Source organism: Micromonospora arborensis (assembly GCF_003205615.1).
Taxonomy (GTDB): Bacteria; Actinomycetota; Actinomycetes; order Mycobacteriales; family Micromonosporaceae; genus Micromonospora; species Micromonospora arborensis.
In genome coordinates, this window is sequence record NZ_PYBV01000005.1 from 362,142 (window position 1) to 388,389 (window position 26,248).

The window sequence follows — 26,248 nt, forward strand, 5'->3', positions numbered from 1 at the left end:
GTTCGCCCTGGCGGCTCAGCGGCGGTTGTTTACCTGCCGTGGGCGGGTTGACGCGATGAAGGCGGTCCAGGCCGAGGGGGTGAAGGTCAACTCCGGCCCCTGCCGGTCCTTGCTGTCCCGCACCCCGACCGCGTCGACGAACCCGGCCACCTCGACGCAGTCGCCGTCGCCACCGGATCGGGAGGACTTGCGCCAGACTCCGTCACGCACCATCGGCCATCTCCTTCGCTATCGCCGCAATCAACTCGCGGGACTCGGTCGGGGGCAGCGCTCGCTCCCCTAGTGAGCGCCACACGTTCTCGTAAAGCTCGATTTCGTGGGCCTTGTCAAGGTAGACCGCGCCGCAGGGGCCGTCCATATAGATCGTGGTCGGCTCCGGCTCCCGTACCTCGGACGGGAAGTCGAGCATGGTGAAGGTGCCCGACGATGCCCAACGGAACAGCCCAGCAGCCAGTGGCAGCACGCGCAGGCTGATGTTGTGGCGCTCGCTCGTCACCACCAGGGCATCCAGTTGCCGGACCATTGCCGCTCGGTCGCGCAGCGGCCGACGCAGCACGGATTCGTTGAGGATCACGTCGAGATGCGGGGCACGGGGCACCGCCCGCGCCAGCAATCGCTGCCGACGCAGCCGGATGTCCACCCGAGCCTTGCGCTCCGCCTCGCCGAGCTGCGGGTGGTCGGTGGCGATGACCTCGGTCATGTACTCGACCGTCTGCAACAGACCGGGCACGAGGTCGGCTTCATACTTCCGAATGCGGGTGGCGGCGGCTTCCAGGCCGACGTACAGCTTGAACCAGTCCTTGATCGCTTCGCCGTAGCTGTGCCACCAGCCGTGTGCCTTGGTCTCCCGCGCCAGCGCCCGCATCGTCTCGATCGTCTCCGGGGACGCGCCGTAGACCCGGCACATGGCCGCCACGTCGTTCGGGTGCATCGGGACCTGGCCGGTTTCGTAGCGCCAGATTCGGGGTGACGACCATTCCAATTCCTTGGCCGCCGCGGTGACCGTCACATAAGCATTTTCGCGAAGCTCTCTCAGATATCTGCCGAGTTGCCTCCGCGGGACTGTGCTGCCGGAGTCGTCCACGTCATCTCCCTGGCTGTCGTCGCGTAAGGCACCTCATCCCTTGGTCTGCATTCTGCCGCGAAAGATTGCGTTGGACCATCCCCAGAATGACCATCGTGGATCACCAGGCCACTAGCGAGACCGCAGTGAAGGAGAGCCATGGACCCGGTTGGCGAGATCTACGATGACCTGCCACTGCCGCCCTACGTGAGCGCCGAGGACGTCGTGTTCGCGTTGCGGGCGATCAGCGTGCATACCCCCGAGCAACGGCCCGACGGTCAGCGGTGCCGCAAGGACCAGGCCGCGCACCCGTGCCGGCTGCACCGCTGGGGCCGTCACGTCCTTCAGAAGCGCGGCCTGACCGGCGGGCAGATCCAGACGCTGCTCACCGGAGGAACAGTGGTACTGCGATGACCCCCGCGACCGGGGACCACCCGCCACCACCAGCGATGCCAGCAGCGCAGCGGTGGATCATTCACCTGCCGACCACCTTGACCAGCCTGGACGAGGTCACCGCTCTGGCCGTGGCGCTGCGCGACTCGCTCGGCCATCTCAGCGTTCTCGACTTCGGCGAGACCACGCTGAGCGAGGAGGACGCGCAGTTCCTGCGTACCCGAGTGTTTTGTGACGCCGCGCTCCGCGGCGCCGGTCGCTGCCGGCGGTCCGACGCCCACGACGGACTCTGCGCCGCAGTGCCCAGCACGGAAGTCGGGGTGCCCGCAGACCGCGGACCCCCCGACTTCACTCAAACCGTGTCGATCAGGGAGTGATGACGAACTGCGAGCCCGGCTGGATGACGATGTTGCCGTCGGCCGAGTTCGTGATTGTCACGCTGGTCAGGTTGGCGTTGCCGCGGGCCCCGCTCATCGCGAGGATGCCCGCACCGTTGTTGGACTTGTCGATCCGCACGTTGGTGATGGCGACGTTCGGCATGTTGCCGCCGCCGTTCTTGAACTGGATCCCGTCGTACGTCGAGTCGATGATGTCGGTGTCGCGGATCGTGACCCCGACGATGTCCCTGGTGGCGGGGAAGAGCGTGATGGCACCGAACTCCTGGTCCTCGTTCCAGAATGCGCCGCCGGTGCGGTAGAGCCCGTTGTTGGCGATCAGCGTCGTCCCGGAGAAGGGCAGCGGGTCGTGGTCGGTCGCCAGCATGATGCCCGGGTAGTTGGCGGTGTCATAGACCAGGTTGTTCTCGATCGAGTTGTCGTAGCCGCCGTAGATGGCAATGCCATTCGCCCGCCAGGGCAGCTGGATGGTGTTGTTGACGAAGTGGTTGTCGTGGGCGATGTCGACGTTGCGGTCCTTGACGTACGGGTTGGCCCAGACGGCGAGCGCGTCGTCCCCGGTGGTGCGGAAGGACGAGTTGAACACCCGCGAGTTGCGCGTGCCGTTGCTGAAGTTGATGCCGTCGGCGTACGTGTTGCGGATCCGCATGCCGCTGAACTCCAGCCCGTCAGCCGGCCCCCAGAGGTCGGGGATGTTGTCGTAGTCACGACCCACCCAGACGCCCACATTGGCGTGCTCGATCCAGACGTTGCTGATCCGGGTGCCGGTTCCGAAGCGACCGTTCAGACCAACGCCACCCTCGGCGTTGCCGTCGCCACCACGGATCCGGCCCGAGCCGAAGATGGCGATGTCGGAGATCTGGGTGTTCTTGTCGATGTCGAAGCCGAAGTTGCCCTCGTGCGGGTGGTTGATGCCGCCCACCACGTTCTGCGGCTCGGTCAGCGTGTAGAGCTGCGAGTGCCACATGCCGGCGCCCCGGATGGTGACGTTGCTGATGCCGACCTGGTTGTGCGTACCCCGGTTCAGCGGGTCGTCGGTCAGGATCTTCTGCTCCTGCCGCCACTGCCCGGCGGGGATCCAGACGCAGCCGATGACGCCGTTCTGGTCGTCGGTCACCGCCCGCTGGATGGCCGCGGTGTCGTCGAGGCCGTCGTTCGGGACCGCACCGTACGAGGTGATCGAGGTGCAGCCCGCCGGCTGGCTCGCCGCCGGTGCCACCTGCTCCAGGTCGATCATGTCGATCACATAGAAGGAGGCCGAGTCCCCCGAGTCGCGCTGCAACTTGAACCGGGTGCCGGCCGGGTACGACTGCGCCAGCAGCGCGTTCGACTCGTCGAACAGTCGTCGGGCGTCGGCCTGCGGGGTGTTGGTCAGGGCCTCCGGCCCGTCGGTGTTGCCGTAGAGCCAACTGTGCCGAGACGACAGGGTCAGCTTCCGGGAGAAGACGTCGTTGACGTAGAGGCTGATGGTCGCCTCGATGCCGCCGCCACCCGGCGCGTCCGGGATGGAGTTGCGCACCACGATGGAGTTGGCCTGGTTGGTCGACGTGAACTCGACGAAATGGCCGGTGCTGTTGAGCCGTACCGACTTGCGGCCCGAGGACTCGGAGGCGAAGTTGGTGTGGCCGAAGGTGCGCAGCGGGTCGGTCTCCAGCAGGGTGCCCTGGAAGCGACCGGCCTCGGCCTCGTAGGAGACGTACGGGACCGCCGCCCCACGTCCGACCACGATCGACTGACTGAACGCGTTGTTGGTCTCGTTGGTCTCGGTGACCGCGTTCGTCGCGTCGGCGGTGGCCGTGATGGTGGCGCCGCCGCTGGTGGCGGTCCAACTGCCGGTGACGGCCACGTTGACCGTCGCGCCGGCGGCGACCGAGGCGGTGTTGGTGTTGAGCGTGGTGCCGCCCACCACCAGCCGGGTGACAGTGGTCGCGCCGGTCGCGGTGGTGCCTCGGTTGCGAACCGCAACGGTGAACGTGACGGACGCCCCGACGGCCGGGTTCGGCGGGTTCGAGGCGATGCTGAGCACCTGCAGATCGGGGCCGGGGGCCTGCGCCACCACCAGCGGCGACGCTGCCGTGAAGCTGTTGTTGCCGTTGTTCTGCTCGACGATCGTGATCGTCGGGTCGACCACCGCCGCGACGGCGTAGCTGCCCATCGGCCGCGTACCCGCGTTGAACGACACGGTGGTCGAGGCGCCCGCGCTGAGCGCGCCCACCGTGGCGCTGCCGACGACCGCGCCGGCCAGGCTGAAGTTGACAGTGGTCGCACCGGCGGACGCCGAGCCGATGTTCTGCACCACGGCGGAGAGCGTGACCGGGGAGACCTCGCTGGGCGACGTGGGCGACCAGGCCACCGAGCTGACGACCAGGTCCGGGTTGGGTGCCGGCGTGCCACACACCTCGAGCTCGGCCACCTGGCCGGACGGAGCGCCGGTGTTGCCGGTGAACCGCAGTTGCACGTCCGCCGTGGTCGCGCTGACCGGGATGCTCACCACGTTGGCGCCCTGGGCGAACTGGTAACTCGCCGCCGACACCAGATTGGCGTACGTGGCTGACGTCTGGTCACGGCCGAGGACCTGGATGGTCTGGGTGCGGGTGCCCCAGGCCGGGTCCGGGTTGAGCTTGACGGTCACTCCGGAGATGGAGTGGTTGGCGCCGAGCGCAACGGTCAGGTTCTGCGGGTAGCTCGCCGCACCCTCCCAGTACGTGGTGAGCTGCCCGTCGTTCGCCTTCTCCGGGGTGAAGGTGAAGGTGGAGCCGCTCGCCGTCATGGTCTTGCCCTGTGCCACGTTGGTGCAGGCGGGCGGATTGCTGCCGGTCCGGGTGACCGTGTTGCTGTTGCCGGACAGGTTGCCGGCACCGTCGCGGGCACGGACGTAGTACGACACGGTCGCCGTCGCCGGCTGGGTGTCCTGGTACGTGAGGGTGGTGCCCAGCGTCGCGATCAGGTTGCCGCCCCGGTAGACGTTGTAGCCGGCGAGACCGCTGCCACCGGAGTCGGTGGAAGCACCCCAGGTGAGCGTGATCGTGCTGCCCGACGTGCTCTGTGCCAACGTCCCCGGGACGCTCGGCGCGGTCGTGTCCCCGGTGGTGCCGCTGCCGTACACCTCCAGTTCGGAGAACTGGCCAGCCGGCCAGGCGCTGTTGGCGGTGACGTTGATCCGCACGTAGCGGGTTGTGGTCTGACCGAAGTTGATCGTGACGGTACTGCCGCTCGCCGGGTTGAAGGTGTAGGTCTGCGACCCGACCAGGTCGGTGAACGACGAGCCGTTGGCGCTGCCCTGCACGCTCAACGTCTGCGTACGGGTGCCCCAACCGGAGGTCGGCACCTTCAGCACGACCTGGTTGACGCCCTGCGCCGAGCCGAGATCGACCTGCACCCACTCGGGGAACGAGTTGTTGGCGCTCTCCCAGTAGCTGCCCGCGTTGCCGTCGACGACCTTCGACGAGTCGTAGACGTCGGCGTGGCCACTCTCCTGGGTGGGACGACCCAGGGCGAGGTTGGTGGCCGCCGGGGCGAAGCCGCTGCTCGGCGCGGCCGCCGCGTCGGCAGGGCGGGCGGCGCTGGCCGGGCTGGCGAGGGCGGTGAGCCCTGCGCTGGCGATCAGCGTGGCCGCGGCTGTCGCCGCCACCGTCCTGAACAGATTCCTTCGTCTCATCACAGTCCTGTCATTGGGGGGACGGCTGCCGCAGGCGGCTGGACCAGGAGGGAGCCCGCTGAATCTTCCGAAGGTGTGCACGAAACCTGCACGTCTTTGTCGAAATCTTGCGCGACTTTGACCAAAGGTTACTGACGTGCTACGGGAGCGTCAACACTTCGACCAACTTGACTATTGATGGCCGCGCTCGCGGCGAGAGCCAGCCGCTGCTCTGAGCCGTATACCTCAGAGTCATATTCATGACCCTGAGGTATACGGCTCATCGGGGCGCAGGGCGGCTCACGCGCAGCCGCCGAACGGATCAGTTGGTTGGTGCCGCCAGGACGAAGGTCTCCAACTCCTCGCCGCCGTACCAGTCGGTGCGCCGGCCCACGTGGGCCATGCCGAGTCGCCGGCAGACCGCCATCGACGGCTCGTTGCCCGGCGACACGAGCGCGTAGATCTCCGAGGTGCCGGCGGCGAACTCCCGCGCGAGGAGCGCACTGGCCGCCTCGGTGGCGTAGCCGTGACCCCACGAATCCGGGTGCAGGTGCCAGCCCGTCTCGATGTCCTCGGTGAGCTGCGTCTCCGGCGTTCCGGGCAGCGGCTTGAGCAACACGGTGCCCGCCACCACGCCGGTCTCGCGTACCTCGATCGCCCAGGTGCCGTACCGGCCGCCGTCGGCGGCGTGCCGGTCCTGCCAGAAACGCAGCCGCTCGACGGCCTGGGCCGGGTCGGTCATCGGCAGGCCCGGTGACACGGCCAGCCAGCGGGTGATGTCGGGGCGGGAGTAGATGTCGTAGATCCGGGCCAGGTCGGCCGGATCGTCGGTCCAATCGCGCAGGATCAGACGTTCGGTGGTGAGAACAGTCATGGCAGGCGATCTTAGGGAGTGACGGCCCCGACCACAGGGAAAGAAATCACGATGGGCAGCGGCTGGCAGCGGGCGAAGCGGATCACCAGTGCCGCGTTCCGACCCGTGCGCGGACGCGACCTGTCACTGCACGCCGCGGCGATCACCTTCTACGGCGCGATCGCGGTCGTGCCGGTCGCGCTGCTGGCGATCTGGCTCACCTCGCTGGCAGCCGGGGCGGACCGGGTCCGCCGGCTCACCTCGTACGCCGTGGAAGCCCTGCCCACCGCGATCGGCGCGCCCCGGGCGGTGCATGCGCTGGTCGACGCCGGGGTGGAGCTGACCCCACTGCTGGCGCTGGCCTCCCTGCTGCCCGCGTCGCTCTACGGCGAAGGGCTGCGCCGGGCGTTCGTCTCGGTTGCCGCACCCCGCTCCGACGAGCACCTGGTCGGCTGGCGGGGCCGGCTGTTGCTGCTGCCGCTGCTCGCGCCGGCCCCGGCACTGCTGCTGTCGATCCTGCTGGCGCTGCCGCTCACCACCCGGCTCGTACGTCAGGGCGGCTGGCTCGGCGTGCTGGGCGTGGTGCTGTCGTTCCTGGCGGTCTGGCTGGTGCTCACGCCCGTGCTGGTCTGGGTGTTCCGGGTGGTCGGGCCAGCCTCGCCGGACTGGCTCTCCACCCTCGCGATCGGCTCGTTCACCGCGGCGAACCTGTCCGGCTTCATGCACGGCTTCGTGCTCTTCGCCTCGCTCCCCCTGAACCTGGGCGTGCCGTTCGGCGGCTTCGACGAGATCGGCGCGGGTGTGGCCGTACTCCTCTGGCTCTATTTGTTCCACGTGATCGTCCTGGCCGGCTACTCCGCCACCCTGGCCCTCTCCCGCTGGCGAGCCCAGCACGGACAGCGGAAGGGCTGACCGGGCCGGTGGGGCGGACTAGGCTGCCGCGGCATGAGCAGTGAGATTCCGGCCCGCGCCGACGTCGTGATCGTCGGTGCCGGGCACAACGGTCTGGTCTCCGCCGTCCTGCTGGCCCGCGCCGGTCTGGACGTCCTCGTGCTGGAGGCCGCCGACGTGATCGGCGGCGCCACCCGCACCGAGAACCCGTTCCCGAAGGTGCCGGGCCTGCGGCACTCCACCGGTTCGTACCTGCTCGGGCTGATGCCGCCGGAGCTGCTCGCCACGCTCGACGTACGGATCCCGGTGCTGCGCCGCGACCCGCACTACTTCCTCCCCACGCCCGGCGGCCTCGGCTCGCCGTACCTGCTCAACGGCCGCGACACCGCCGCCACCCGGGCGCAGCTCGCCGAGTTCTTCTCCCCCGCCGACGTGGCCGCCGACGACGCCATGCAGGCCGAGCTGGCCGCGCTGCGTGCGGATCTCGCCCCGGCCTGGCTGGCCGAGCCGCTCAGTGTCCAGGAGACCGCCGAGCTGCACATCCGCCCGGCGCTACGACAGGTCTTCGTCGACCTCGTCCAAGGGTCGGTCGCCGACTACCTGGCCCGATTCGAGTTCCGCTCCGAGCTGTTGGTCAGCATGTACGCGGTCACCGACGGGCTGTCCGGGCTCAACGCCGGCCCGGACGACCCCGGCACCGGCCACAACTTCCTGGTGCACAACATGTGCAGACTGCCCGGATCCGGCGGCACCTGGATGATCGCCGAGGGCGGGATGGGCACGGTGTCGCGCACGTTCGCGGAGGCCGCCCGTGCCGCCGGGGCGACCATCCGAACCGGTACGCCGGTGAGTGCGGTGACCCTGGACGGCGGCGCGGCCAGCGGCGTGGTGCTGGCCGACGGCCGACAGGTCGCCGCCCGGGTGGTGCTCGGCGCGTGCGACCCGTACCGGCTGATCGACCTGTTGCCCGACGGCGCGCTCCCGGCGCCGCTCGGTGAACGGATGGCGGCGGTCCGCCGCCCCGGCACCACCCTCAAACTCAACCTGGCGCTCACCGGGCTGCCACAGTTCGCCTGCCTACCGGCCGGCACGCCCAGCCCGTTCGGCTCGACCATCCACCTGCTGCCCGGCTCCGCATCGCTTGTCGGCGGGGACACCACCTCGCCGATGACGGCGCTGCGCGCCATGTGGGCGGACGTGCAGGCCGGGCGGCTGCCGGCGGAGCCGACCATCGAGTGGTACCTGCACACCACAGTCGACCCGTCGCTCTCCGACGCCGCCGGGCACCACTCGTCAGCGCTCTTCGTCCAGTCGGTCCCCTACGAGCTGGCGGGCACCACCTGGGACGCGGCGCTGCCCGGCTACGTCGACCGGCTCATCGAGATCGTCGAGCGGTACGCCCCCGGCACCGGCGATCTGATCGCCGACGCGGTGCCACTGCCCCCGCCCGGCATCGAGGAGCACTTCGGCATCACCGGCGGGCACATTCACCACGTCGACAACACGGTCTCGTTCACCGATCGGATGCCCTACGCCACCGGAATCGACGGCGTGTACGCCGGCAGCGCCGGCTGTCACCCGGCCGGCAGCGTGATCGGCGCGGCCGGCCACAACGCCGCCCGCCGCATCCTCACCGACCTAGGCCGCTGACCCCACCCCACCCCATCCCACCTCGTTGATCATGAGGTTATTGCCTGCCGTGTCGGCGAGTCGTGACAATAACCTCATGATCAACGAAGGGGGTCAGATCACGGCTTCGCCGGCGGGGGCCGGAGCCTCCGCGTCCACCCGGTGGGCGCGGACCTTGTGGCCGACGCTGGTCAGGCAACGACCGCTGGGCAGGTCGAAGCGCCAACCGTGCAACTGGCAGGTGAGCTGGTCACCCTCGACGATGCCGAACCGGGTCAGGTCCGCCTTCAGGTGCGGGCAGCGCCGCTGCACCACCCAGTCGCCCAGGGTGATGTCCTCGGCGTCGGTGCTGCGCTCGTGCTCGTCGTACCAGCCCTCGGCGTACTGGAGCCGCTCTTCGGAGAGGCACTTGAAGAACGCGTAGACGAACTCGTTGTACTGGCCGATCCGGGCCGCCGAGAACCGGCAGGACAGGAAGAGTGAGTTGACCCAGTCGACCTCGTCGATGAAGAGCAGGTGCTCGATCAGCGCCCGCTCGGTACGGAACCGGTAGCGCACCTTCTCGTCGGCGTACGGCCGGACCTCCTTGCCGGGGAAGTCCACCACGATCGACTCGACGCTCTCGCCGTCGTACCCGACCAGGTCGAAGCGGACCGGGCCGCCCACACCCTTGGCGAGGTAGATCGACTCTTCGAGCAGCGGCTCGATCCGCTGCTTCATCTGGCCGAGCACGTCCACCTCGGGGTGCCGCCAGGACGCCTTCTCCGCCTCGATGACGGGGCGCTTGCGCTCCCGCATCTCCTCCAGGTGGGCGACCTTGTTCGCGAAGAACTCGTCGACCGGCACCGGGTGCGTGGTGGTCGCGCCCTCGGTGGTGACCTCGGTGACGCTGCCCGGCAGCAGCACGATGCCGTTGGTGCCGCCGACCTTGGCGTACTCCGACAGGAACACGGACTGGTCGGGGAAGATGTTGCCCTCGTCGCCGTGGATGTCGTTGAACTGCCACAACGCGTCGTCGAGGAAGCACGGCGGGCCGGCGATCGGGAAGACGTGGTCGGCCTTCAGGTCGTCGATGTAGCGCCAGGTCCGGTCGAACTGCCGGTCACGCTTCTGCTTGCCGAACGCCGTCTTCGCCGCCTGCGGCAGCTCGTAGACCATCGGGTACCAGATCGCGCCGGAGAACTGCAGCAGGTGCGCGTGCACGTGCCCCAGGTCGGCGAAGACACTCAGGTCGGTGGGGCGGGCGTCGTTCTGGTTGAGCAGCCGCACCCCGTCGTACTCGACCCAGAGCGAGGAGTCACCGATCGGCCCGTCGGTCGGGCTGGTCAACGCCTGAATCATGATCTTCAGACCGCGGGGCAGCTCCACCACCTGCTCGTTGGGGGCCTTCAGGAACTTGGTGAAGCCCAGCGCCCGGAACTCGTCCTCCATCTCCGAGGTGGGGAACTCGGGCAGCAGGACGGTGGCGTCCTTGGAGACGAAGTCCCGCAGGTGCTTCGCGTCGAAGTGGTCCCGGTGCAGGTGGGAGACGTACAGGTAGTCGACCTGGCCCAGGCTCTCCCAGTCGAGCAGGGAATTGTCCGGGAAAGGGAACCACGAGGCGAAGTAGGCCGGATTGACCCACGGGTCGCACAGGATGCTGCCCGCGGCCGTGTCGATCCGCATGCTGGCGTGCCCGGTTCCGGTCACTCGCACCGCACAGTCCCCCTCAAACAGACAATCAGGTGTACGCCAAACGCTACCGGAGTGAGTCTGACTGCCGCCCTGCGACGCCGGTAGTGTCGTTCGGCCCAGGTCGGCAGGGCTGATGGCCGGGAAACCCCCACCGCACCGCACCGCGTACGAGGCGTGCCAGACTAACCAAAGATCCGATCGCGAGGGAAGGACCGACAGTGGCAGGAAGCGAGCCGGTAACGTCGCCAGACCAGCACAAGCCCGGGCAACGGAAGCTCGGGCGGATCGGCGCGGTGCTGTCCGCGCTGGCGCTGCTGGCGATGATCTGCGGCAACCACGAGGGCAAGGTCGAGGACATCTGGCTGATCGGCCTGGCCGCACTGCTGCTGATCATCGTGATCGGCGACGCCGTGCTGCGGCGCAACGGTCTGCGCTCCTGACCCGACCAGCCGCCGGACGACCGGCCACCGTACGCCGAGGGCCCGCCCCACCGGGGACGGGCCCTCGTCCGTACGTGTCGGGGTCAGCGCCCGAAGAGGATGTCCTGCACGTCCTTGAGCGCGGCGTCGACCTCGGCCTCGAAGTAGCCACCGGGCACCAGGCCGAACCGGAGCGTGTCCAGGTCCTTCGGGTCCACCGGCATCGGATTGCGGCGCTGCATGCCACCGAGCAGGGTGTCGAAGAACCGGTCCACCTGGTCCGGGTCGTACCCGCTGCCGAACCGGCGGACCTGGAAGCTACGGCGGATCTGGTCGACCCGGTAGAGGTCGCTGCCGGGCGGACCGGCCATCGGCGGGCCACCCATCGGCGGGCCACCCATGGGCGGGCCGGCAACGGCGGGCGGACCAGCCATCGGCGGGCCTCCGATGCCCTGCTGCGGCATCGGAGGCGGACCGGCGGGGCCCCGGCGCATGTCGCGCAGGTCCCGCTCCGGCATCCGGATCTCGGCGGTCATGTCGGTGCGGCCGTGCCGGCCGGCCTCGAAGCCGTCGAAGCGCGGCTCCTCCGTCGGGTAGCCACCGGGGGCGCGCTGGTCGTCCGGGCCGTACCCACCGGGAGCACGGTGGTCGTCCGGGCCGTAACCACCGGGGCCGCGCTGGTCGTCCGGGCCGTAACCACCGGGGCCGCGCTGGTCGTCCGGGCCGTAACCACCGGGGCCGCGCTGGTCGTCCGGGCCGTAACCAGTGGGGCCGCGCTGGTCGTCCGGGCCGTAACCAGTGGGGCCGGCGGGCAGGCCGCGCGGCGGAACACCGTGGCCACCCATCGGACCCGGGCCCATCGGGCCGCCGGGACCCATCGGGCCGGGGCCGCCCGGGCCGCGCGGCGCGTCGTAACCACCGCGGGGGGCGTCGTACCCGCCGGCGAAGGCACCGGTGGGCTCGTCGTAGCGGCCGTAGCGGTCGGCGGGCGGGCCGGCCTGCGCGGGCATCGGCCGGGGCGGCATCGGCTGCGGAATCATGCCCCGGTCATCGCGCATCGGCGGCCCCATGCGATCCGGTGGGCCCATCCGGGGGTCGCCGCCACGGCCGGCGCTGTTGCGTTCCTCAAGCTCGGCCAACTGCCGCTCGACCCGGTCCAGGTGCAGGTCGACCTGCCACTCGTCGTAGCCGTTGAAACGGACCCGGAAGACGACGTCGTGGACCTCCTGCGAGGCCACCGGCGCACCGACCTGTCGGCCGTCGAGCGTCGCCTCGACCCGGTCGAGGAAGGCATCCACCTCGTCGACCTTGTATCCCCGGCGGAGCGCCTTGCGCCGGAAACGCTGACCCTGACTCGCCACTATGTCTCCTGGTCTCGTTCGCCACGCCCGGTCACGCCGGTGCCTCTCCGGCGCGGTCGGTGAAGGTGTCGTTGTCCTCGGCGGCGGCGAGCTGACCACACGCGCCGTCGATCTCGCGACCTCGGGTGTCCCGTACGGTGGTGGACACCCCGGCGTCGCGCAACCGCCGGACGAACTCCCGCTCAACCGGCTTCGGGCTCGCGTCCCAGCGGCTGCCCGGCGTCGGATTGAGTGGGATGAGGTTCACGTGGGCCAACTTGCCGGCCAGCAGCCGCCCGAGCAGATCGGCTCGCCACGGCTGGTCGTTCACGTCCTTGATCATCGCGTACTCGATCGACACGCGACGGCCCGTGCGGGCGGCGTAGTCCCACGCCGCGTCCAGCACCTCAGCAACCTTCCAGCGCTGGTTTACCGGCACGAGTTCGTCGCGCAGATCATCATCGGGGGCGTGCAACGACAGCGCAAGGGTCACTGAGAGGTCTTCGCTGGCCAGTCGGCGGATGGCCGGAACCAGGCCGACCGTGGAAACGGTGATGTGCCGCTGGGACAGGCCGAGCCCCTCCGGAGCTGGGCTGACCAGGCGGCGGATGGCCGCGATGACCCGGGAGTAGTTGGCCAGTGGCTCGCCCATGCCCATGAACACGACGTGTGACAACCGCGGCGGGGAACCGGCGACGGCACCGGACGCCGCCACGCCGGCCAGATACACCGCCTGGTCGACGATCTCGGCGGTGGACAGGTTGCGGGTCAGCCCGGCCTGGCCGGTCGCGCAGAACGGGCAGGCCATGCCACAGCCCGCCTGGCTGGAGATGCAGACGGTCACGCGGTCCGGATAGCCCATCAACACGCTCTCCACCAGCGCGCCGTCGTGCAGCCGCCACAGCGCCTTGCGGGTCGCGCCGTCGTCACACGCCAGCTCACGCACCGGCGTGAGCAGCCGGGGCAGCAACTGCTCGGACAGTCGTTCCCGGGTCGCCGCAGGCAGGTCGGTCATGGCCTGCGGGTCGCGGACCAACCGCCCAAAATAGTGGTTCGAGACCTGCTTGGCACGGAAAGCTGGCTCACCCAACTCGGTGACCAGCGCCTGGCGGCCGGCCAGGTCCAGGTCGGCAAGGTGCTTCGGCGGCATGGAGGCCCGGCGCGCGGCGGGGGCGTCCGAGAGGGCGGGGATCAACGGCAGGCTCGTCATGGCTGGTCCAGTGTGTCACGCCCTCGGCGGCAACTGCCGATCCGGAGGTGCCGAACAGGCCCCGACCGGTGGAGCCGGATGACCGGGACACCGTGATTCATGCCTCAGCTCACCACCGGCACGAAGATCGCCAGCAGCAGGTAGGCGGTCGGCACCGCGAACAGGATCGAGTCCAGTCGGTCCATCAGACCGCCATGGCCGGGCAGCAGGTTGCTCATGTCCTTGACACCGAGATCCCGCTTGATCATCGACTCGGCCAGGTCGCCGAGGACCGCCGCGCCGGAGACCGCCACCCCGAACAGGGCACCCCACCAGGGGGCCACCTCGAACATCAGCCACAGCAGCAGCGCGCTGCCCAGGGCCGCGGCGGTGACCGAACCGGCGAAACCCTCCCAGGACTTCTTCGGGCTGATCGACGGCGCCATCGGGTGTCGACCGAAGGAGACACCGGCCGCGTACCCGCCGGTGTCGGAGAGGACCACCGCGATCAGCGTGGCCAGGATGCGCCGCGGGCCGTCGTCGGGGGCCGCCGCCAGCAGCGCCGCGAAACCGCCGAGGAACGGCACGTAGACGGTGATCAGGGTGGCCGCGGTGATATCCCGCTGGAAACCGGCCGGGCCGTCGCCCAGCCTCCAGATCATGGTGCCCAGCACGGTGACCAGCAGCCCCAGGCTGAGCGCGTCCGGGCCCGCGAACCAGGCCAGACCCACGGTCAGCACACCACCGGCGAGCAGCGGAACGAGTGGCGGGTGGGCGCCGCTGCGCCGAACTGCCCGGGCCATCTCCCAGATGCCGATGGCGATGGCAGCGGCGATCACCGGCAGGAACGCCAACGGGAAGAACACCAGCGGCACCACGATCAGCGCGCCGAGGCCGAGCCCCACGCCGATCGCCGCCGGGAGATTACGGCCGGCCCGCCCATTGCCCACCTGCTGGGTGGCCGGTCGGTCGGCGCTGGCCCGGCGTCGACCCTTCGGCCGTCGACCGGTCGGCGCCGGGACCTCGTCCGGCGCCAGGTCGGCCCGGACGGGCGCGAGCTGCTCGGTCGGATAACCCGGGTCGTCGACACGGGCCGGAAAGCCCTGCTCCGGCTGCTCCGGGCCGTCGAAACGGGACGACTCGTCGAACCGCCCCCGGTCCGGGCCGTCGAAACCCCTCGGCCCGTCGCCAACGGCGGGCGACCGGTCGAGGTAGCGGCCTGCGCGACCCCGGTCGTCGTACCGGTCGGGCTGGTTCCGGTCGTCCTCGTACCGGTCCCGGTCGCCGAAACGATCGTGCCGGTCGCGGTCGTCGAAGCGATCGTCCGGACGGACCGCACGACCACGCTCGTCGTACGGGTCCGTCGGGTGCGGGTCGGCGTGCGGCCGGGTGTGCGGATCGGCGTACAGCTCAGAGCCGGCGGCCGGACGGCCGTTCCACTGGCCGGCGTCCAGGTCCTGATCGGGCCAGGGCAGCGTCACCGGGTGCTCCGGGCGGTCCCAGCCTCGGGGCTCGCTGGCGTAGGGGTCGGGGTGGGACATCACGCACCGCGACGCGGCACGAGAACCACCACATGACGCAAGACCACAAGCATCCCCTACACGCGCGATGTTCCTCCGATTGACCGCCCCGACGGTCGGTCGATTCCCGGTGTTCACCGCCCGGTGGCCGGGAATCCTGCAGAGCCTACTGCACCCGCCGCACGGGCATGGCGGACGAGGCACGGCCACGGCCGTAGCCCCGCCGACACAGGACGGCCCATCTGCCCCGTGGGCCACTCCCCCGACCGGCGTACGGCACGAGGCCCGCCCCCGCACGGAGGACGGACCTCGGAGCACCTCACCCGCACGGCGGGCGGACGATCACACCTCGAGCAGCTCGGTTTCCTTGTGCTTGACCAGGTCGTCGATGTTGGCGACGTAGCGCTGGGTCAGGTCGTCGAGTTCCTTCTCGGCGCGGCGACCGTCGTCCTCGCCGGCCTCGCCGTCCTTGACGACCCGGTCCAGCTCCTCCTTGCCTCGGCGGCGGACGTTGCGGATCGCCACCTTGGCTTCCTCACCCTTGTGCCGGGCCACCTTGATCATGTCGCGGCGGCGCTCCTCGGTCATCTGCGGGAGCAGGATGCGCAGCTGGTTGCCCTCGTTGTTCGGGTTCACCCCGAGGTCCGAGTCGCGGATCGCCTTCTCCATCGCGTTGATCTGCGAGTTGTCGTACGGCTTGATGATGGCCATCCGCGGCTCGGGAACCGCGATCGACGCCATCTGGGTCAGCGGCGTGGGCGTGCCGTAGTAGTCAATGATGACCTTGGAGAACATGGCGGCGTTGGCGCGACCGGTACGGATGGCGCCGAACTCCTCCTTGGCGTGCTCAACCGCACGCTCCATCTTTTCCTCGGCCTCGAGGAGGGTGTCGTCGATCACCGGTCTCCTCGCCTCCTTCTGTGCTCGTCGTGGGCTCTGCTGAAAGTCGTCAGACCGCCGCTGCCATCGCCGTCGGCGAGACTCAGGCGGTGATCAGGGTGCCGATCTTGTCGCCACCCACCGCGCGGATGATGGTGTCGTCACCCTGCGCACCAAAGACCAGCATCGGCAGGCCGTTCTCCATGCAGAGGCTGAACGCCGCGGCGTCCGCCACCCGCAGGTTGCGGCGCAGCACCTCGGAGAAGGTGATCGAGTCGAGCTTGCTGGCGGTGGGGTCGATCCGGGGATCGGCGGTGTAGACGCCGTCCACGCCGTTCTTGCTCATCAGCACCACGTCGGCCCGGATCTCCAGAGCCCGTTGGGCGGCCACCGTGTCGGTGGAGAAGTACGGCATCCCCGCGCCCGCACCGAAGATGACCACACGGCCCTTCTCCAGGTGGCGGATCGCCCGCAACGGGATGTACGGCTCGGCGACCTGGGCCATGGTGATGGCGCTCTGCACCCGGGTCTCGATGCCTTCCTTCTCCAGGAAGTCCTGCAGCGCGAGGCAGTTCATCACGGTGCCGAGCATGCCCATGTAGTCGGCGCGGGCCCGGTCCATCCCGCGCTTCTGCAGCTCCGCGCCACGGAAGAAGTTGCCGCCGCCGACCACCACGGAGACCTGCACACCGCGGCGGACCACGGTGGCGATCTGCCGGGCGATGGCCTGGACGACGTCCGGGTCGACACCGATCGCGCCGCCGCCGAACACCTCACCGGAGAGCTTCAGCACCACCCGGCGGGCACGTCCCGGCGGCGGTGCCGTCGGATCGTCCATCGCCAGCGTTCGGTCACTCACAACCTGCGTCATCCGCCCCGCCCTTCCCCACGCGCACGCCCCGTGCGGCGCGTACCGCGAACCTGCCGCTGCCGACCCTATGTGACGAGGAGGCCGCGGTGCCTGTCACGTACACCGGCGGCCTCCTCGTTGACGTCTCCTGCCCACGGGCGCTCGCGGCGCCCGGTGGCGGCTCAGGCCTGGCCGACCTCGAACCGCACGAAGCGGGTGACCTCGATGCCAGCCTCGGCCAGCGTCTGCTTCACGGACTTCTTGTTGTCGGCGACGGACGACTGCTCGATCAGGACGTAGTCCTTGAAGAAGGAGTTCACCCGACCCTCGATGATCTTCGGCAGGGCCGCCTCGGGCTTGTTCTCCTCGCGAGCGGTCTGCTCGGCGATGCGCCGCTCGGACTCGACGACCTCGGCCGGAACCTCGTCCCGGGTGAGGTACTTCGGCCGCATCGCGGCGATCTGCATGGCCACACCACGGGCGTCGGCGTCGCCCGCCTCGTCGGTCTTGCCGGTGTACGACACCAGCACACCAACGGCCGGCGGCAGGTCCTGGGCCTTGCGGTGCAGGTAGACAGCGGTGGTGCCCTCGACCCGGGCGAACCGGTTGAGCACCAGCTTCTCGCCGATCTTGGCGGACTGCTCCTGGATCAGGTCCGCGACGACCTTGCCGTCGAGCTCGGTGGCGAGCAGCTCCTCGGCGGTGTTCACGCCCACGCGCTCGCCGTGCTCGACCAGCTGCTGGCCCAGCGCGATGAACGACTCGGTCTTGGCGACGAAGTCGGTCTCGCAGTTGAGCTCGAGCAGCGCCTTGCCGGAGTGGGCGACCAGGCCGTTGGCGGCCGTACGACCGGCCCGCTTGCCGACGTCCTTGGCGCCCTTGACGCGCAGGATCTCGATGGCCTTGTCGAAGTCGCCCTCGGCCTCGGTCAGCGCCTTCTTGCTGTCCATCATGCCGGCGCCGGTGAGGTCGCGGAGCTTCTTGACGTCTGCGGCGGTGATTTGGGACATGGCTCTCTCTTCGATGTTGAGACGGCGTGTGGATGGTCAGAGGTGCCGGTTACCCGGATCCGGGCGGATCGTGCCCGGCGTACCGTCGCTGCCCCCGGCCCGAAACGGACAGCGGGGCAGCGACGGTGCGATCACTCCGCGGTGGCGGCCGCCGGCTGCTCGGTGGCGGCCTGCGCCGGCTGCTCCGCAGCGGCGGGCTGCTCGGCGGCGGGCTGCTCGGCGGCGGCAGCGGCCGGCTGCTCAGCCGGGGCGGCCGACTCGTCGGCCTTCTTCGGCTCGAGCAGCTCGCGCTCCCACTCGGTCAGCGGCTCGTCGCTCGCGACACCCTCGGGCTTCTCGTCGTTGCCCCGGCGACGGCCGGAACGCGCGATCAGACCATCCGCCACGGCAGCGGCGACGACCTTGGTCAGCAGCTCGGCCGAACGGATCGCGTCGTCGTTGCCCGGGATCGGGAAGTCGACCTCGTCGGGGTCACAGTTGGTGTCCAGGACCGCGATCACCGGGATGCCCAGCTTGCGGGCCTCGTCGACGGCGATGTGCTCCTTCTTGGTGTCGACGATCCAGACCGCGGCGGGAAGCTTCTGCATGTCCCGCAGACCACCGAGGGTGCGGGTCAGCTTGATCTTCTCGCGGGAGAGCTGCAGGGTCTCCTTCTTGGTGTAACCGGCGGCGGTGCCGCTCAGGTCACCCAGACCCTCCAGCTCCTTCATCCGCTGGAGCCGCTTGTACACCGTCTGGAAGTTGGTCAGCATGCCACCGAGCCAGCGGTGGTTCACGTACGGCTGGCCGACCCGGGTCGCCTGCTCGGCGATCGCTTCCTGGGCCTGCTTCTTGGTGCCGACGAACAGGATGCTGCCGCCCTCGGCGACGGTCCCACGCACGAACTCGTACGCCTTCTCGATGTACTCGAGGGTCTGGCGCAGGTCGATGATGTAGATGCCGTTGCGCTCGGTCATGATGAAGCGCTTCATCTTCGGGTTCCAACGCCGGGTCTGGTGCCCGAAGTGGACACCGCTCTCCAGCAGCTGGCGCATGGTCACGACGGCCATGGTTGGGGTACTCCTCAAGATCCCTGGTTGTCACGCCCGGCCGGTGGCCGGGCGTCCTGGCGCCTGGTCGCCGACCCATGGTGGACCCGATCAAGATCGGGACCAGGGAGGCCGTCGCTCCACGACGATTCGTGAAGAGGGCGCGCGAGGTCGACCGCACGAGGCGGTCGCCAGTTGGCCAGTGTACGCCCCTCACCCGTTCAGCCGCCCCCGGGTACGCGCGAGCTGCCCCGGGGGGGTGCCGCCCCCACCCGGAGCACGCGCGGGGTGGGGACGCCCGGGGGTGCCGTCCCCGCCCGGAGCACGCGCGGGGTGGGGACGCCCGGGGGTGCCGTCCCCGCCCCGGGGATACGCGCGGGGCGGGGCCCGCCCCGGGTACGCACGGGGTGCCCCCGCCCCCGGGTACGCGCGGGGCGCCGCCCCGCGTGTGACCGTGCCGGAGTTCCGGGCCACCGGTGCCGCCGAGGGTTGATCGACTCAACACCGCCGATGGTGGGGCATCCAAGCCGCGCGATACCGCCACAACGCCGATATCGAGTCGATCATGCGAGCAGTCTCGGCCCGGGATTCTGGAAGATCGCCCCAGAACATGGAAATAGTGGCCTCCGCGTCGCCGGAGGCCACTATTTCCTGGTTGTTGGCGGAATCAGCAGCCGCGGCGGGCCGGCTGCGAGCGCGGGTCAGTTGGCGGCGAGCGCGGCGGCCACGAAGAGCACCAGGCCGACGGTCAGGTAGGCAGTGGGCGGGCGCAGCCAGCCCCGACCGCCGTCGCCGAGCGCCAAACCTCCGGTTCGTAGCCCGTACAGCCCGGTTGCGAAGATCGGCAGACCGGCGACCAGGGCGATGCCCACCACCACGTTCCCGGCGTCCACCGGATCGCCGGTCACCCCGGCCAGCAACACCCGCAACGCGGGAATCTCGAAGATCAACACCAGCAGAGCGAAGAGTACGGCCAGCACGGGCCGCCGAGTCCGGTAGACGCCGTCGGCCGTTGCCGGGTACACCGAGGGCTCCGTCGCGGGCAGGTCCGTGCGGGGGCTGATCCCCGGCATCGGGCCGGTCGGCATCTCCAGCGGGTGCGGCGTCTCGCCGCCGCCCCGGGTCGGCTCGATGATCGGGTACCCGCCGAGCGGGGCCGGACGCGCCTGGTCGGCGAGCACCGCGGCGGGCGTGTCGGTGGGCGGCGTTCCCGCACCGGCGGGTGCCTCGCGGCTGCCTACCGTCGGCGGGGGACCCGCTGCGCCCGGCTCCCGGGCCGCCCGGCGACCGGGCAGCTCACCGGAGATCTCCGAGGGATCCCGGTCCGTCCGCCGTGAGCGGGCAGCCCGGTAACCGTCGGCCTCCGGCCGTGCGTCCGACAGCGGGTCGACCGCCCCAAACCGCCCGGAGTCGGCCTCGGCCGTACCGAAACGAGCAGCCTGGGCGTCGACGGCCCCAAAGCGACCGGAGTCCGGCTCGGGCGAACCAAAACGGCCGGTGTTCACCACGCCAAAGCGGCCCGAGTCCGGCTCCGACGAACCGAGACGACCCGGGTCCACCGCGCCAAAACGCCCCGAGTCCGGCTCCGGCAAACCGAGACGACCCGGGTCCACCGCGCCAGAGCGGCCGGAGTCGGGCTCGCGGCGCCGGCCGGCGCCGGTGTCCTCGCCGTAGCGACTCTCCTCGGCAGCGCGCTGCTCGGGAACCTCGTTGTCCCGGTACCGCTGTTCACCCGCGCCACGCCACTCCGACTCGCCGAAGCCGCGACCCCGCTCCTCGGGATACCAACGCGACTCCTGATCTTCGGGAAAGCTCCGTCGTCCGTCCACGTCGGCACCGTATGCGACCGACTGCTCCCGCGCCATTTCAACCCCGGCCCCGGGGTCGAGCCGGCTCGGGGCTCAACCGGCTCGGGGCTCAACCGGCTCGGGGCTCAACCGGCTCGGGGCTCAACCGGCTCGGGGCTGAGCCGACCCGCGCCTGATCACTTGATGCTGCGTCGGTCAACCCCGTTGCGTGGGAGCAGAAGCCCGGCGGGGCCTGGGGCAACTCGCCGTGGCGCGTCGGCGGTTCTACGCCAGCCCCCGGCCCGCGCGGGTGCCGTAGCACAGCCGGGCTTGATCGTGCGGTTGTCCACAAGGCACCCGTTGTCCACAGGCGGCCGTCGCCGGGGTCGCAGCGCGTCCGCCTCGTCGGGCACCGTGCCGGCCATGACGAAGCGGAACCAGGCGGTCGGCGCGTACGGCGAGCGGTGCGCCGCCCGGCACCTGACCGAGGCAGGGCTGCGCCCGATCGTCCGAAACTGGCGCTGCTCGACCGGGGAGATCGACATCATCGCGTGGGACGGGTCCGTGCTCGCCTTCTGCGAGGTGAAGACCCGCCGGGGCGACGACTTCGGCACCCCGGCCGAGGCGGTCGTGCCGTCCAAGGCCCGCCGGCTGCGGGGGCTCGCCGCACGGTGGCTGAGTGAGACCGGCACGACCGCTGACGAGGTGCGTTTCGACGTGCTGTCGGTACGGCTGCCCGACGCCGGCCCAGCCCAGGTCGACCACCTCAAGGGCGCGTTCTGAGATGCGCGCCCGAAGGATCGGTGACGCGCCATGAGCTACGCGAAGGTGCTGTGCGTCGGGCTGGTCGGGGTCACCGGCCATCTGGTCGAGGTGGAGGCCGATCTGGCCGCCGGCCTACCGGCGGTGGTGATCTCCGGCCTGCCGGACACCGCCCTGCACGAGGCCCGCGACCGGGTCCGCGCCGCCGTGGTCAACTCCGGCCAGCGCTGGCCCAACCGGCGGATCACCCTCAACCTGCTGCCCGCCACGCTGCCGAAGTTCGGCTCGGCCTTCGACCTGGCCATCGCCGCAGCTCTGCTGGGCGGCTCGGGTGAGCTGCCGCTGCTCCCACTGGAGGGGGTGGTGATCCTCGGCGAGCTGGGGCTCGACGGCACGGTCCGACCGGTGCGCGGGGTGCTCCCGATGGTGGCCGCGGCAGCCCAGGCCGGCGTCGGGCGGGTGATCGTCCCGGTCGGCAACGCCGCCGAGGCCGCGGTCATCCCCGGGGTACGGGTGCGAGCGGTGGACACCCTGCACCGGCTGGTCGCCTTCGTCCGCGACGGCACCCCGCTGATCGAGCCGCCCACGGCCACTCCCGCACCGGCCGTCGACGGGCCGGATCTCGCCGAGGTCGCCGGGCAGCAGATGGGCCGGCGCGCACTGGAGGTGGCCGCCGCCGGCGGGCACCACGTGGCACTGCTCGGTCCTCCGGGCGCCGGCAAGACGATGCTCGCCGAACGACTGCCGTCGATCCTGCCCGAGCTGGATGACGACGCGGCACTGGAGGTCACCGCGCTGCACTCGGTCGCCGGGCTGCTGCCGCCGGGCGGCCGGTTGCTGCGTCGCCCGCCGTTCCAGGCACCGCACCACACCGCGACCGTGCCGTCGCTGGTCGGGGGCGGCTCCGGGCTGGCCCGACCCGGCGCGGTGTCGTTGGCGCACCGCGGCGTGCTCTTCCTCGACGACGCGAAGGATCAGCATTGACGCCAGCCCTATAAAGCGGCCCCGGCAGACGCGCCAACGTCTGTGATCCGGGGCCTTGACGGACTTCGGAGGTCCGCCCGCTGTGAGTGTAGAAGCTCTGTCATGGGCGCTCAACGATGCGCCCGACGTACCCCCTGCCTGCCTGGCTGTGCTGATCGGTCTCGCCAACCACGCGCACGCCAACGGCCGAGCCGCGTACCCGTCTCAGGAACGGCTTGCCCACTACTCCCGCAAGTCGACCCGCTCGGTACGCAGCGACCTTGCGACGTTGGAACGGCTCGCCATCATCCGGCGAGGCGATCAGCGGCACGTCTTCCACCTGCCCACCGACCGGCGTCCGGTTGTGTGGGATCTCGCGATGGAGCGTCGGCGCACCGTCCCCGACGCGCTTGACCCGTTCGCCGAGCCGCAGCCTGGTCGACCGACCGAGGTCCCCGAGCCTGTGGATAACCGCCCGGAAGCAGACTTCCGCCCGGTACCGACCGACCGGAAGCAGAGCGTCGAGCGGCCGGAAGCAGGCTTCCGCACCGACCGGAAGCAGGCTTCCTACGAACCGTCCTTGAACCATAAAGAACCGTCCTTCCGCGCAAGCGCGGGAGAGAGTTCTCCGAAGATCAAGGGCAAGAAGACCTTCACCCCTCGCGCTCTCACTGGTGCCGCACTGCCTGTCCAGCGGGACACGGATCAGTGCCCGAGGCACCGAGGCAGCTCGGCTGCCAACTGCGGCCCGTGCCGCTCTGAGGCTCTGGCGGGTGGCCGATGAACGAGACCGCTGCCTACGCGCTCGCCCTGGTCCTCATCGGCGGACCCCTGGCGATGCTCGCGCCGTTCGTGATCGCTCGCCGGCTGGTCGACCAGCACGGCGACCAGGTCGCCGACAACGTCGCGCACTTCCCCCACCTCGACACCACCCCCGCCACCACCCGCAAGGAGCACAGCCACCGATGACCACCGCGACGATCACCAGCGCCTACCCGCGTCCCATCGATGACCTGCTCCCCGCTGCCCGCAACCTCGCCGACAGGCTCGGTGAGATCCCGTCTCGGAACCGGATCATGCGTGAGTTCAAGATCGGTGCGCCCAAGGCTCAAGCTGTCCGGCTGGCCCTGGTCGAGCCCGTCACCATGCCCGACGAGGTCGAGACCGAGCCTGCCTCGGACCCGTGGGAGTACGCCGAGCCTGCCCCGGTGACCACCCCGGTTCCGCCGGTTCCCCCGGTCGACACCACCCCGGTTCCGCTGGTTCTGCCGGCCGAGCCGGTCGCCGACCCGTCGCCCGAGGTCGACCAGGTTGGACACTCGCCGGTCACCACCGACACCACCCCGGTTCCGGTCAAGCGTCGCCGGCTGGCTTCCTGGCCGGTGGTGCTGATCTCTCTCCCCGCGTTCGTGGCCATCTGGTCCGGCTGGGTCGGGCTCGGCGGACTCACTGGGTTCGGGGTGGTCCACCCGCTACCCGGTATCGCCGACGGGTTCAGCATCAACACGGCGATCACGCTCCCGATCGGTGTGGAGGTGTACGCCGCGTACGCCTTGCGAGCCTGGCTGTCGGGTCTGGTTCCGCCTCGGGCTCGCCGGTTCGCCAAGTGGTCCGCCATCGGGTCTCTGATCGTGGGTGCCGCCGGTCAGGTCGCCTATCACCTGTTGGTTGCTGCCGGCATCACGTCTGCCCCCTGGTGGATCACCACCCTGGTTGCCTGCCTGCCGGTTGCGGTGCTCGGCATGGCGGCTGCCCTTGCTCACCTGGCGCACGAGGGGAGCGACCAGTGACCGAGATCGAGCGAGCGATCCGCAAGCTACAGCGCAAGCACACGGTCTCTCGGGTGGCGTACCGGTACCTGTCTGGTCGGCCGCTCGACGGCCGGCAGGGCTACCCGTACCGGCACCGGGGACCGGGCCGGCTGGCCGGCTGGCAGCGTCAAGCCGTACGCCTCGGGGTTCCGGCCGCAGCCGTCATGGCTGCGGCCTACCCCGGGCAGGCTGGCGGGGTGCTCGGCACTGCCGTTGCCGTCACTGGCTGGCGGGTGCGTCGCCGGTTCACCATGCGCCGGTTCAACCGGGAGTACGTCACCCCGACCCTGGCTGCCCTTGCCCCGGCGATGGGTCTACAGACCGGCGTGCACCTGCACGTTGATCCGTCGTTGGGCACCCTCACTCCCCGGCTGGCCAAACCGTTGAGCCCGGCCGAGGTTGCCATGCGGACCTGGTACGGCGAGAAGGTCGAGCCGGTGATCCGCTGGCTTCCCGAGCGTGCCCAGCGGGCAGCCTGGTCGATCCAGCGCAAGGCCGAGCCGGTCACGTCCAAGCTGGCCGTGTTCCGCCGTCCGGTCGACGGCGACCAGGGTCCGCGTATCGAGCTGACCGCAGACACCCCGTACCTGACGAAGGAACAACGGCAGCTTGTCTCCTCCATCATCGGCAGCAAGATCCCCGTTGCCGACCTGGTCGAGTCGTGGCACCAGGTCGGCCCTCGGGTGCGGGCTACCTGGACTGTGCGCAAGCGTCCCCCTGCTCGGGTTGGTGTCGACCAGGTCGCCGAGCACCTGCCCCGGCTGGCTGAGTGGGAGTTTTTTATCGGGATGGGTGCTGGCGATCGGCCGGTCACTCTGTCCCTGCGGGATGACTCCCCCCACCTCGCGGTGAGCGCGGGCACGGGTGCGGGCAAGAGTGTCCTTGCCGAGCTGATCGCCGTTCAGGTGCTCGCCCGTGGCGGACGGGTGGTGATCCTCGACCGCAAGGGCTCGCACCGCTGGGCGCTCGGGTTGGCCGGGGTCGACTACTGCACCAAGCCCGCGCAGATGCATGACGCCCTGGTGCGCCTCGCCGTTCTGGCCGACGAGCGGAACAGCCTCGCCCTGCACGCCCCGGAAGACTGGGATCCAGGCGCGCGGGTGCTGGTTATCTGCGAGGAGTTGAACGCGACCATCGGGCAGCTCGTCAACTTCTGGGCCGAGGCTCGCGGCAAGGGTGACCCGAAGCGCTCCCCTGCCGTGTCGGCGCTGGCTGACCTTCTCTTCATGGGTCGCAGTGCCAAGGTCAACGTGCTGGCCATCGCGCAGATGCTCACCGCTCGGGCGATCGGCGGACCCGAGGCACGCGAGAACTTCGGCATCCGCTGCCTGGCTCGGTACACGGCGAACAACTGGAAGATGTTGGTCCCCGAGGCAGCCATGCCCCGAACATCCCGCACCCTCGGACGGTGGCAGATCGTGATCGGTGGTCAGGCGACAGAGACGCAGGTCGCCTACCTCACCGCTGCCGAGGCTCGCGAGTTGGCTTGTCCCCGGTCCTCGGGGACATCCGAGGTCAGCGGCCTATCAAGCCCTTCCGGGGACTTCCTGACGCTGCGGCAGGCAGCCGAGGCGGGAGTCATCCCGTGGAAGCTCGACGCAGCCAAGAAGCGACTACAGCGCGGAGTCGGCGAGGTGCCCGCACCGAGAGGCAAGGACGGAAACGCCGACCTGTACGCGCGTCAAGATCTCGCCCGCTGGGCAGAGACCGGAGAGAGGATCAGCCAGTGATCGAGACCATCACCTACGCCGACCACGTTGCCCACCTCGACCCGATGACCGGCGAGGGGTTGTTGATCCTCCCCCGCGTTGCCGACGACATCGACCCGCTCGCCGGTCCGGTCACCTTGCAAGCTGCCGGCTGGGATCACGCGATCAGGGATCTCAACCAGCGAGGCTGGGAACCGAGCGAGGATGACGACGGCGGAACCATGGACGTTGGCACCACGGCGGACGGGCGACAGGTCATCGGTCTGTACGGGCGAGAGCCGGTGATCTCTGAGCCGAGCGCCGAGCAGGCTGCCGAGGCGTGGCGGGAGTTGCTTGCCGTCGCCCAGGTGGTCACCGAGTAGCCAGCAACGAAGATGCCCCGGCACCCATCACGGGTGACCGGGGCTCTTGCTGTCGTTGGGGTGAGCCCGGTCACGACTGCTTCT

The 26,248-nt window shown here is 70.1% G+C and carries 24 protein-coding genes and 1 pseudogene; 12 read left to right on the forward strand and 13 right to left on the reverse strand.

The window, feature by feature from the left end:
• Positions 1-15: 15 nt before the first annotated feature.
• Positions 16-213 (reverse strand): DUF397 domain-containing protein, encoded by a 198-nt coding sequence (locus tag C7C45_RS04690; RefSeq protein ID WP_110562377.1) that lies wholly within the window; start codon positions 211-213, stop codon positions 16-18.
• Positions 203-1,084 carry a helix-turn-helix domain-containing protein gene (locus C7C45_RS04695; protein ID WP_110562378.1) on the reverse strand — a complete coding sequence of 294 codons (882 nt, stop codon included), beginning with the start codon at positions 1,082-1,084 and terminating at the stop codon, positions 203-205. The genes C7C45_RS04690 and C7C45_RS04695 overlap by 11 nt, the downstream gene beginning before the upstream one ends.
• A gap of 138 nt (positions 1,085-1,222) precedes the next feature.
• Here C7C45_RS04695 and C7C45_RS04700 point away from each other — a divergent pair, with 138 nt between their 5' ends.
• The gene (locus C7C45_RS04700; RefSeq protein ID WP_110562379.1) at positions 1,223-1,477 is read left to right on the forward strand and encodes a hypothetical protein; all 255 of its coding nucleotides are present in this window, start codon (positions 1,223-1,225) and stop codon (positions 1,475-1,477) included.
• A complete protein-coding gene (locus tag C7C45_RS04705; RefSeq protein WP_244200241.1) occupies positions 1,474-1,833 on the forward strand; it encodes a hypothetical protein in 360 nt (119 codons plus the stop codon). The genes C7C45_RS04700 and C7C45_RS04705 overlap by 4 nt, the downstream gene beginning before the upstream one ends.
• Here the strand turns inward: C7C45_RS04705 and C7C45_RS04710 are convergent.
• Positions 1,823-5,509 (reverse strand): CARDB domain-containing protein, encoded by a 3,687-nt coding sequence (locus tag C7C45_RS04710; RefSeq protein ID WP_110562380.1) that lies wholly within the window; start codon positions 5,507-5,509, stop codon positions 1,823-1,825. The genes C7C45_RS04705 and C7C45_RS04710 overlap by 11 nt on opposite strands.
• Before the next feature lie 301 nt (positions 5,510-5,810).
• Positions 5,811-6,362 (reverse strand): GNAT family N-acetyltransferase, encoded by a 552-nt coding sequence (locus C7C45_RS04715; protein WP_110562381.1) that lies wholly within the window; start codon positions 6,360-6,362, stop codon positions 5,811-5,813.
• 51 nt (positions 6,363-6,413) lie between these two features.
• Between C7C45_RS04715 and C7C45_RS04720 the strand changes: the two genes are divergently transcribed.
• Positions 6,414-7,253, forward strand: a complete 840-nt coding sequence (locus C7C45_RS04720; RefSeq protein WP_110562382.1) for a YhjD/YihY/BrkB family envelope integrity protein — start codon at positions 6,414-6,416, stop codon at positions 7,251-7,253.
• A gap of 33 nt (positions 7,254-7,286) precedes the next feature.
• Complete coding sequence (locus tag C7C45_RS04725; protein WP_110562383.1) at positions 7,287-8,882, forward strand: phytoene desaturase family protein; 1,596 nt, start codon at positions 7,287-7,289, stop codon at positions 8,880-8,882.
• Between the two features lie 93 nt (positions 8,883-8,975).
• Here C7C45_RS04725 and C7C45_RS04730 read toward each other — a convergent pair whose 3' ends face one another.
• Entirely contained in the window at positions 8,976-10,556 is a 1,581-nt protein-coding gene (locus C7C45_RS04730) for a Rieske 2Fe-2S domain-containing protein (protein WP_110562384.1), read from the reverse strand.
• A gap of 197 nt (positions 10,557-10,753) precedes the next feature.
• Here C7C45_RS04730 and C7C45_RS04735 point away from each other — a divergent pair, with 197 nt between their 5' ends.
• Positions 10,754-10,975, forward strand: coding sequence for a DUF2631 domain-containing protein (locus C7C45_RS04735; protein WP_110562385.1), 222 nt, complete (start codon positions 10,754-10,756; stop codon positions 10,973-10,975).
• Between the two features lie 83 nt (positions 10,976-11,058).
• Here the strand turns inward: C7C45_RS04735 and C7C45_RS04740 are convergent, their stop codons facing one another.
• The 8 genes from C7C45_RS04740 to C7C45_RS04775 form a co-directional block, all read right to left on the reverse strand.
• Positions 11,059-12,315 carry a DivIVA domain-containing protein gene (locus C7C45_RS04740; RefSeq protein WP_110562386.1) on the reverse strand — a complete coding sequence of 419 codons (1,257 nt, stop codon included), beginning with the start codon at positions 12,313-12,315 and terminating at the stop codon, positions 11,059-11,061.
• A gap of 31 nt (positions 12,316-12,346) precedes the next feature.
• Positions 12,347-13,504 (reverse strand): dual-specificity RNA methyltransferase RlmN, encoded by a 1,158-nt coding sequence (gene rlmN / locus C7C45_RS04745; protein ID WP_110562387.1) that lies wholly within the window; start codon positions 13,502-13,504, stop codon positions 12,347-12,349.
• 104 nt (positions 13,505-13,608) lie between these two features.
• On the reverse strand, positions 13,609-15,024 hold the full coding sequence (locus tag C7C45_RS04750) for a phosphatidate cytidylyltransferase (RefSeq protein ID WP_110562388.1): 1,416 nt from the start codon (positions 15,022-15,024) through the stop codon (positions 13,609-13,611).
• 321 nt (positions 15,025-15,345) lie between these two features.
• Positions 15,346-15,903 carry a ribosome recycling factor gene (frr, locus tag C7C45_RS04755; protein WP_110562389.1) on the reverse strand — a complete coding sequence of 186 codons (558 nt, stop codon included), beginning with the start codon at positions 15,901-15,903 and terminating at the stop codon, positions 15,346-15,348.
• A gap of 82 nt (positions 15,904-15,985) precedes the next feature.
• Positions 15,986-16,753 (reverse strand): UMP kinase, encoded by a 768-nt coding sequence (pyrH, locus tag C7C45_RS04760; protein ID WP_110562390.1) that lies wholly within the window; start codon positions 16,751-16,753, stop codon positions 15,986-15,988.
• A 161-nt stretch (positions 16,754-16,914) separates the two neighbouring features.
• Positions 16,915-17,742 carry a translation elongation factor Ts gene (tsf, locus tag C7C45_RS04765; protein ID WP_110562391.1) on the reverse strand — a complete coding sequence of 276 codons (828 nt, stop codon included), beginning with the start codon at positions 17,740-17,742 and terminating at the stop codon, positions 16,915-16,917.
• Between the two features lie 131 nt (positions 17,743-17,873).
• Positions 17,874-18,791 (reverse strand): 30S ribosomal protein S2, encoded by a 918-nt coding sequence (gene rpsB / locus C7C45_RS04770; RefSeq protein WP_110562392.1) that lies wholly within the window; start codon positions 18,789-18,791, stop codon positions 17,874-17,876.
• 680 nt (positions 18,792-19,471) lie between these two features.
• The gene (locus C7C45_RS04775; RefSeq protein ID WP_244200242.1) at positions 19,472-20,599 is read right to left on the reverse strand and encodes a hypothetical protein; all 1,128 of its coding nucleotides are present in this window, start codon (positions 20,597-20,599) and stop codon (positions 19,472-19,474) included.
• A 381-nt stretch (positions 20,600-20,980) separates the two neighbouring features.
• Between C7C45_RS04775 and C7C45_RS04780 the strand changes: the two genes are divergently transcribed.
• The 7 genes and pseudogenes from C7C45_RS04780 (at position 20,981) to C7C45_RS04810 (ending at position 26,164) form a co-directional block, all read left to right on the forward strand.
• Positions 20,981-21,340 (forward strand): YraN family protein, encoded by a 360-nt coding sequence (locus C7C45_RS04780; protein ID WP_110562394.1) that lies wholly within the window; start codon positions 20,981-20,983, stop codon positions 21,338-21,340.
• A gap of 30 nt (positions 21,341-21,370) precedes the next feature.
• Positions 21,371-22,294, forward strand: a pseudogene (locus tag C7C45_RS04785) (YifB family Mg chelatase-like AAA ATPase); the annotation flags it as partial.
• 91 nt (positions 22,295-22,385) lie between these two features.
• Positions 22,386-23,066 carry a helix-turn-helix domain-containing protein gene (locus C7C45_RS04790; RefSeq protein ID WP_167454645.1) on the forward strand — a complete coding sequence of 227 codons (681 nt, stop codon included), beginning with the start codon at positions 22,386-22,388 and terminating at the stop codon, positions 23,064-23,066.
• Entirely contained in the window at positions 23,063-23,251 is a 189-nt protein-coding gene (locus C7C45_RS04795) for a hypothetical protein (protein ID WP_110562396.1), read from the forward strand. Before C7C45_RS04790 ends, C7C45_RS04795 begins: the two co-directional genes overlap by 4 nt.
• Positions 23,248-24,072 carry an ABC transporter permease gene (locus C7C45_RS04800; protein WP_110562397.1) on the forward strand — a complete coding sequence of 275 codons (825 nt, stop codon included), beginning with the start codon at positions 23,248-23,250 and terminating at the stop codon, positions 24,070-24,072. Before C7C45_RS04795 ends, C7C45_RS04800 begins: the two co-directional genes overlap by 4 nt.
• The gene (locus C7C45_RS04805) at positions 24,069-25,823 is read left to right on the forward strand and encodes a type IV secretory system conjugative DNA transfer family protein (RefSeq protein ID WP_110562398.1); all 1,755 of its coding nucleotides are present in this window, start codon (positions 24,069-24,071) and stop codon (positions 25,821-25,823) included. The genes C7C45_RS04800 and C7C45_RS04805 overlap by 4 nt, the downstream gene beginning before the upstream one ends.
• Positions 25,820-26,164: a hypothetical protein gene (locus C7C45_RS04810; RefSeq protein WP_110562399.1), complete on the forward strand. Its 345-nt coding sequence runs from the start codon at positions 25,820-25,822 to the stop codon at positions 26,162-26,164. The genes C7C45_RS04805 and C7C45_RS04810 overlap by 4 nt, the downstream gene beginning before the upstream one ends.
• The last annotated feature ends 84 nt before the right edge of the window (positions 26,165-26,248 follow it).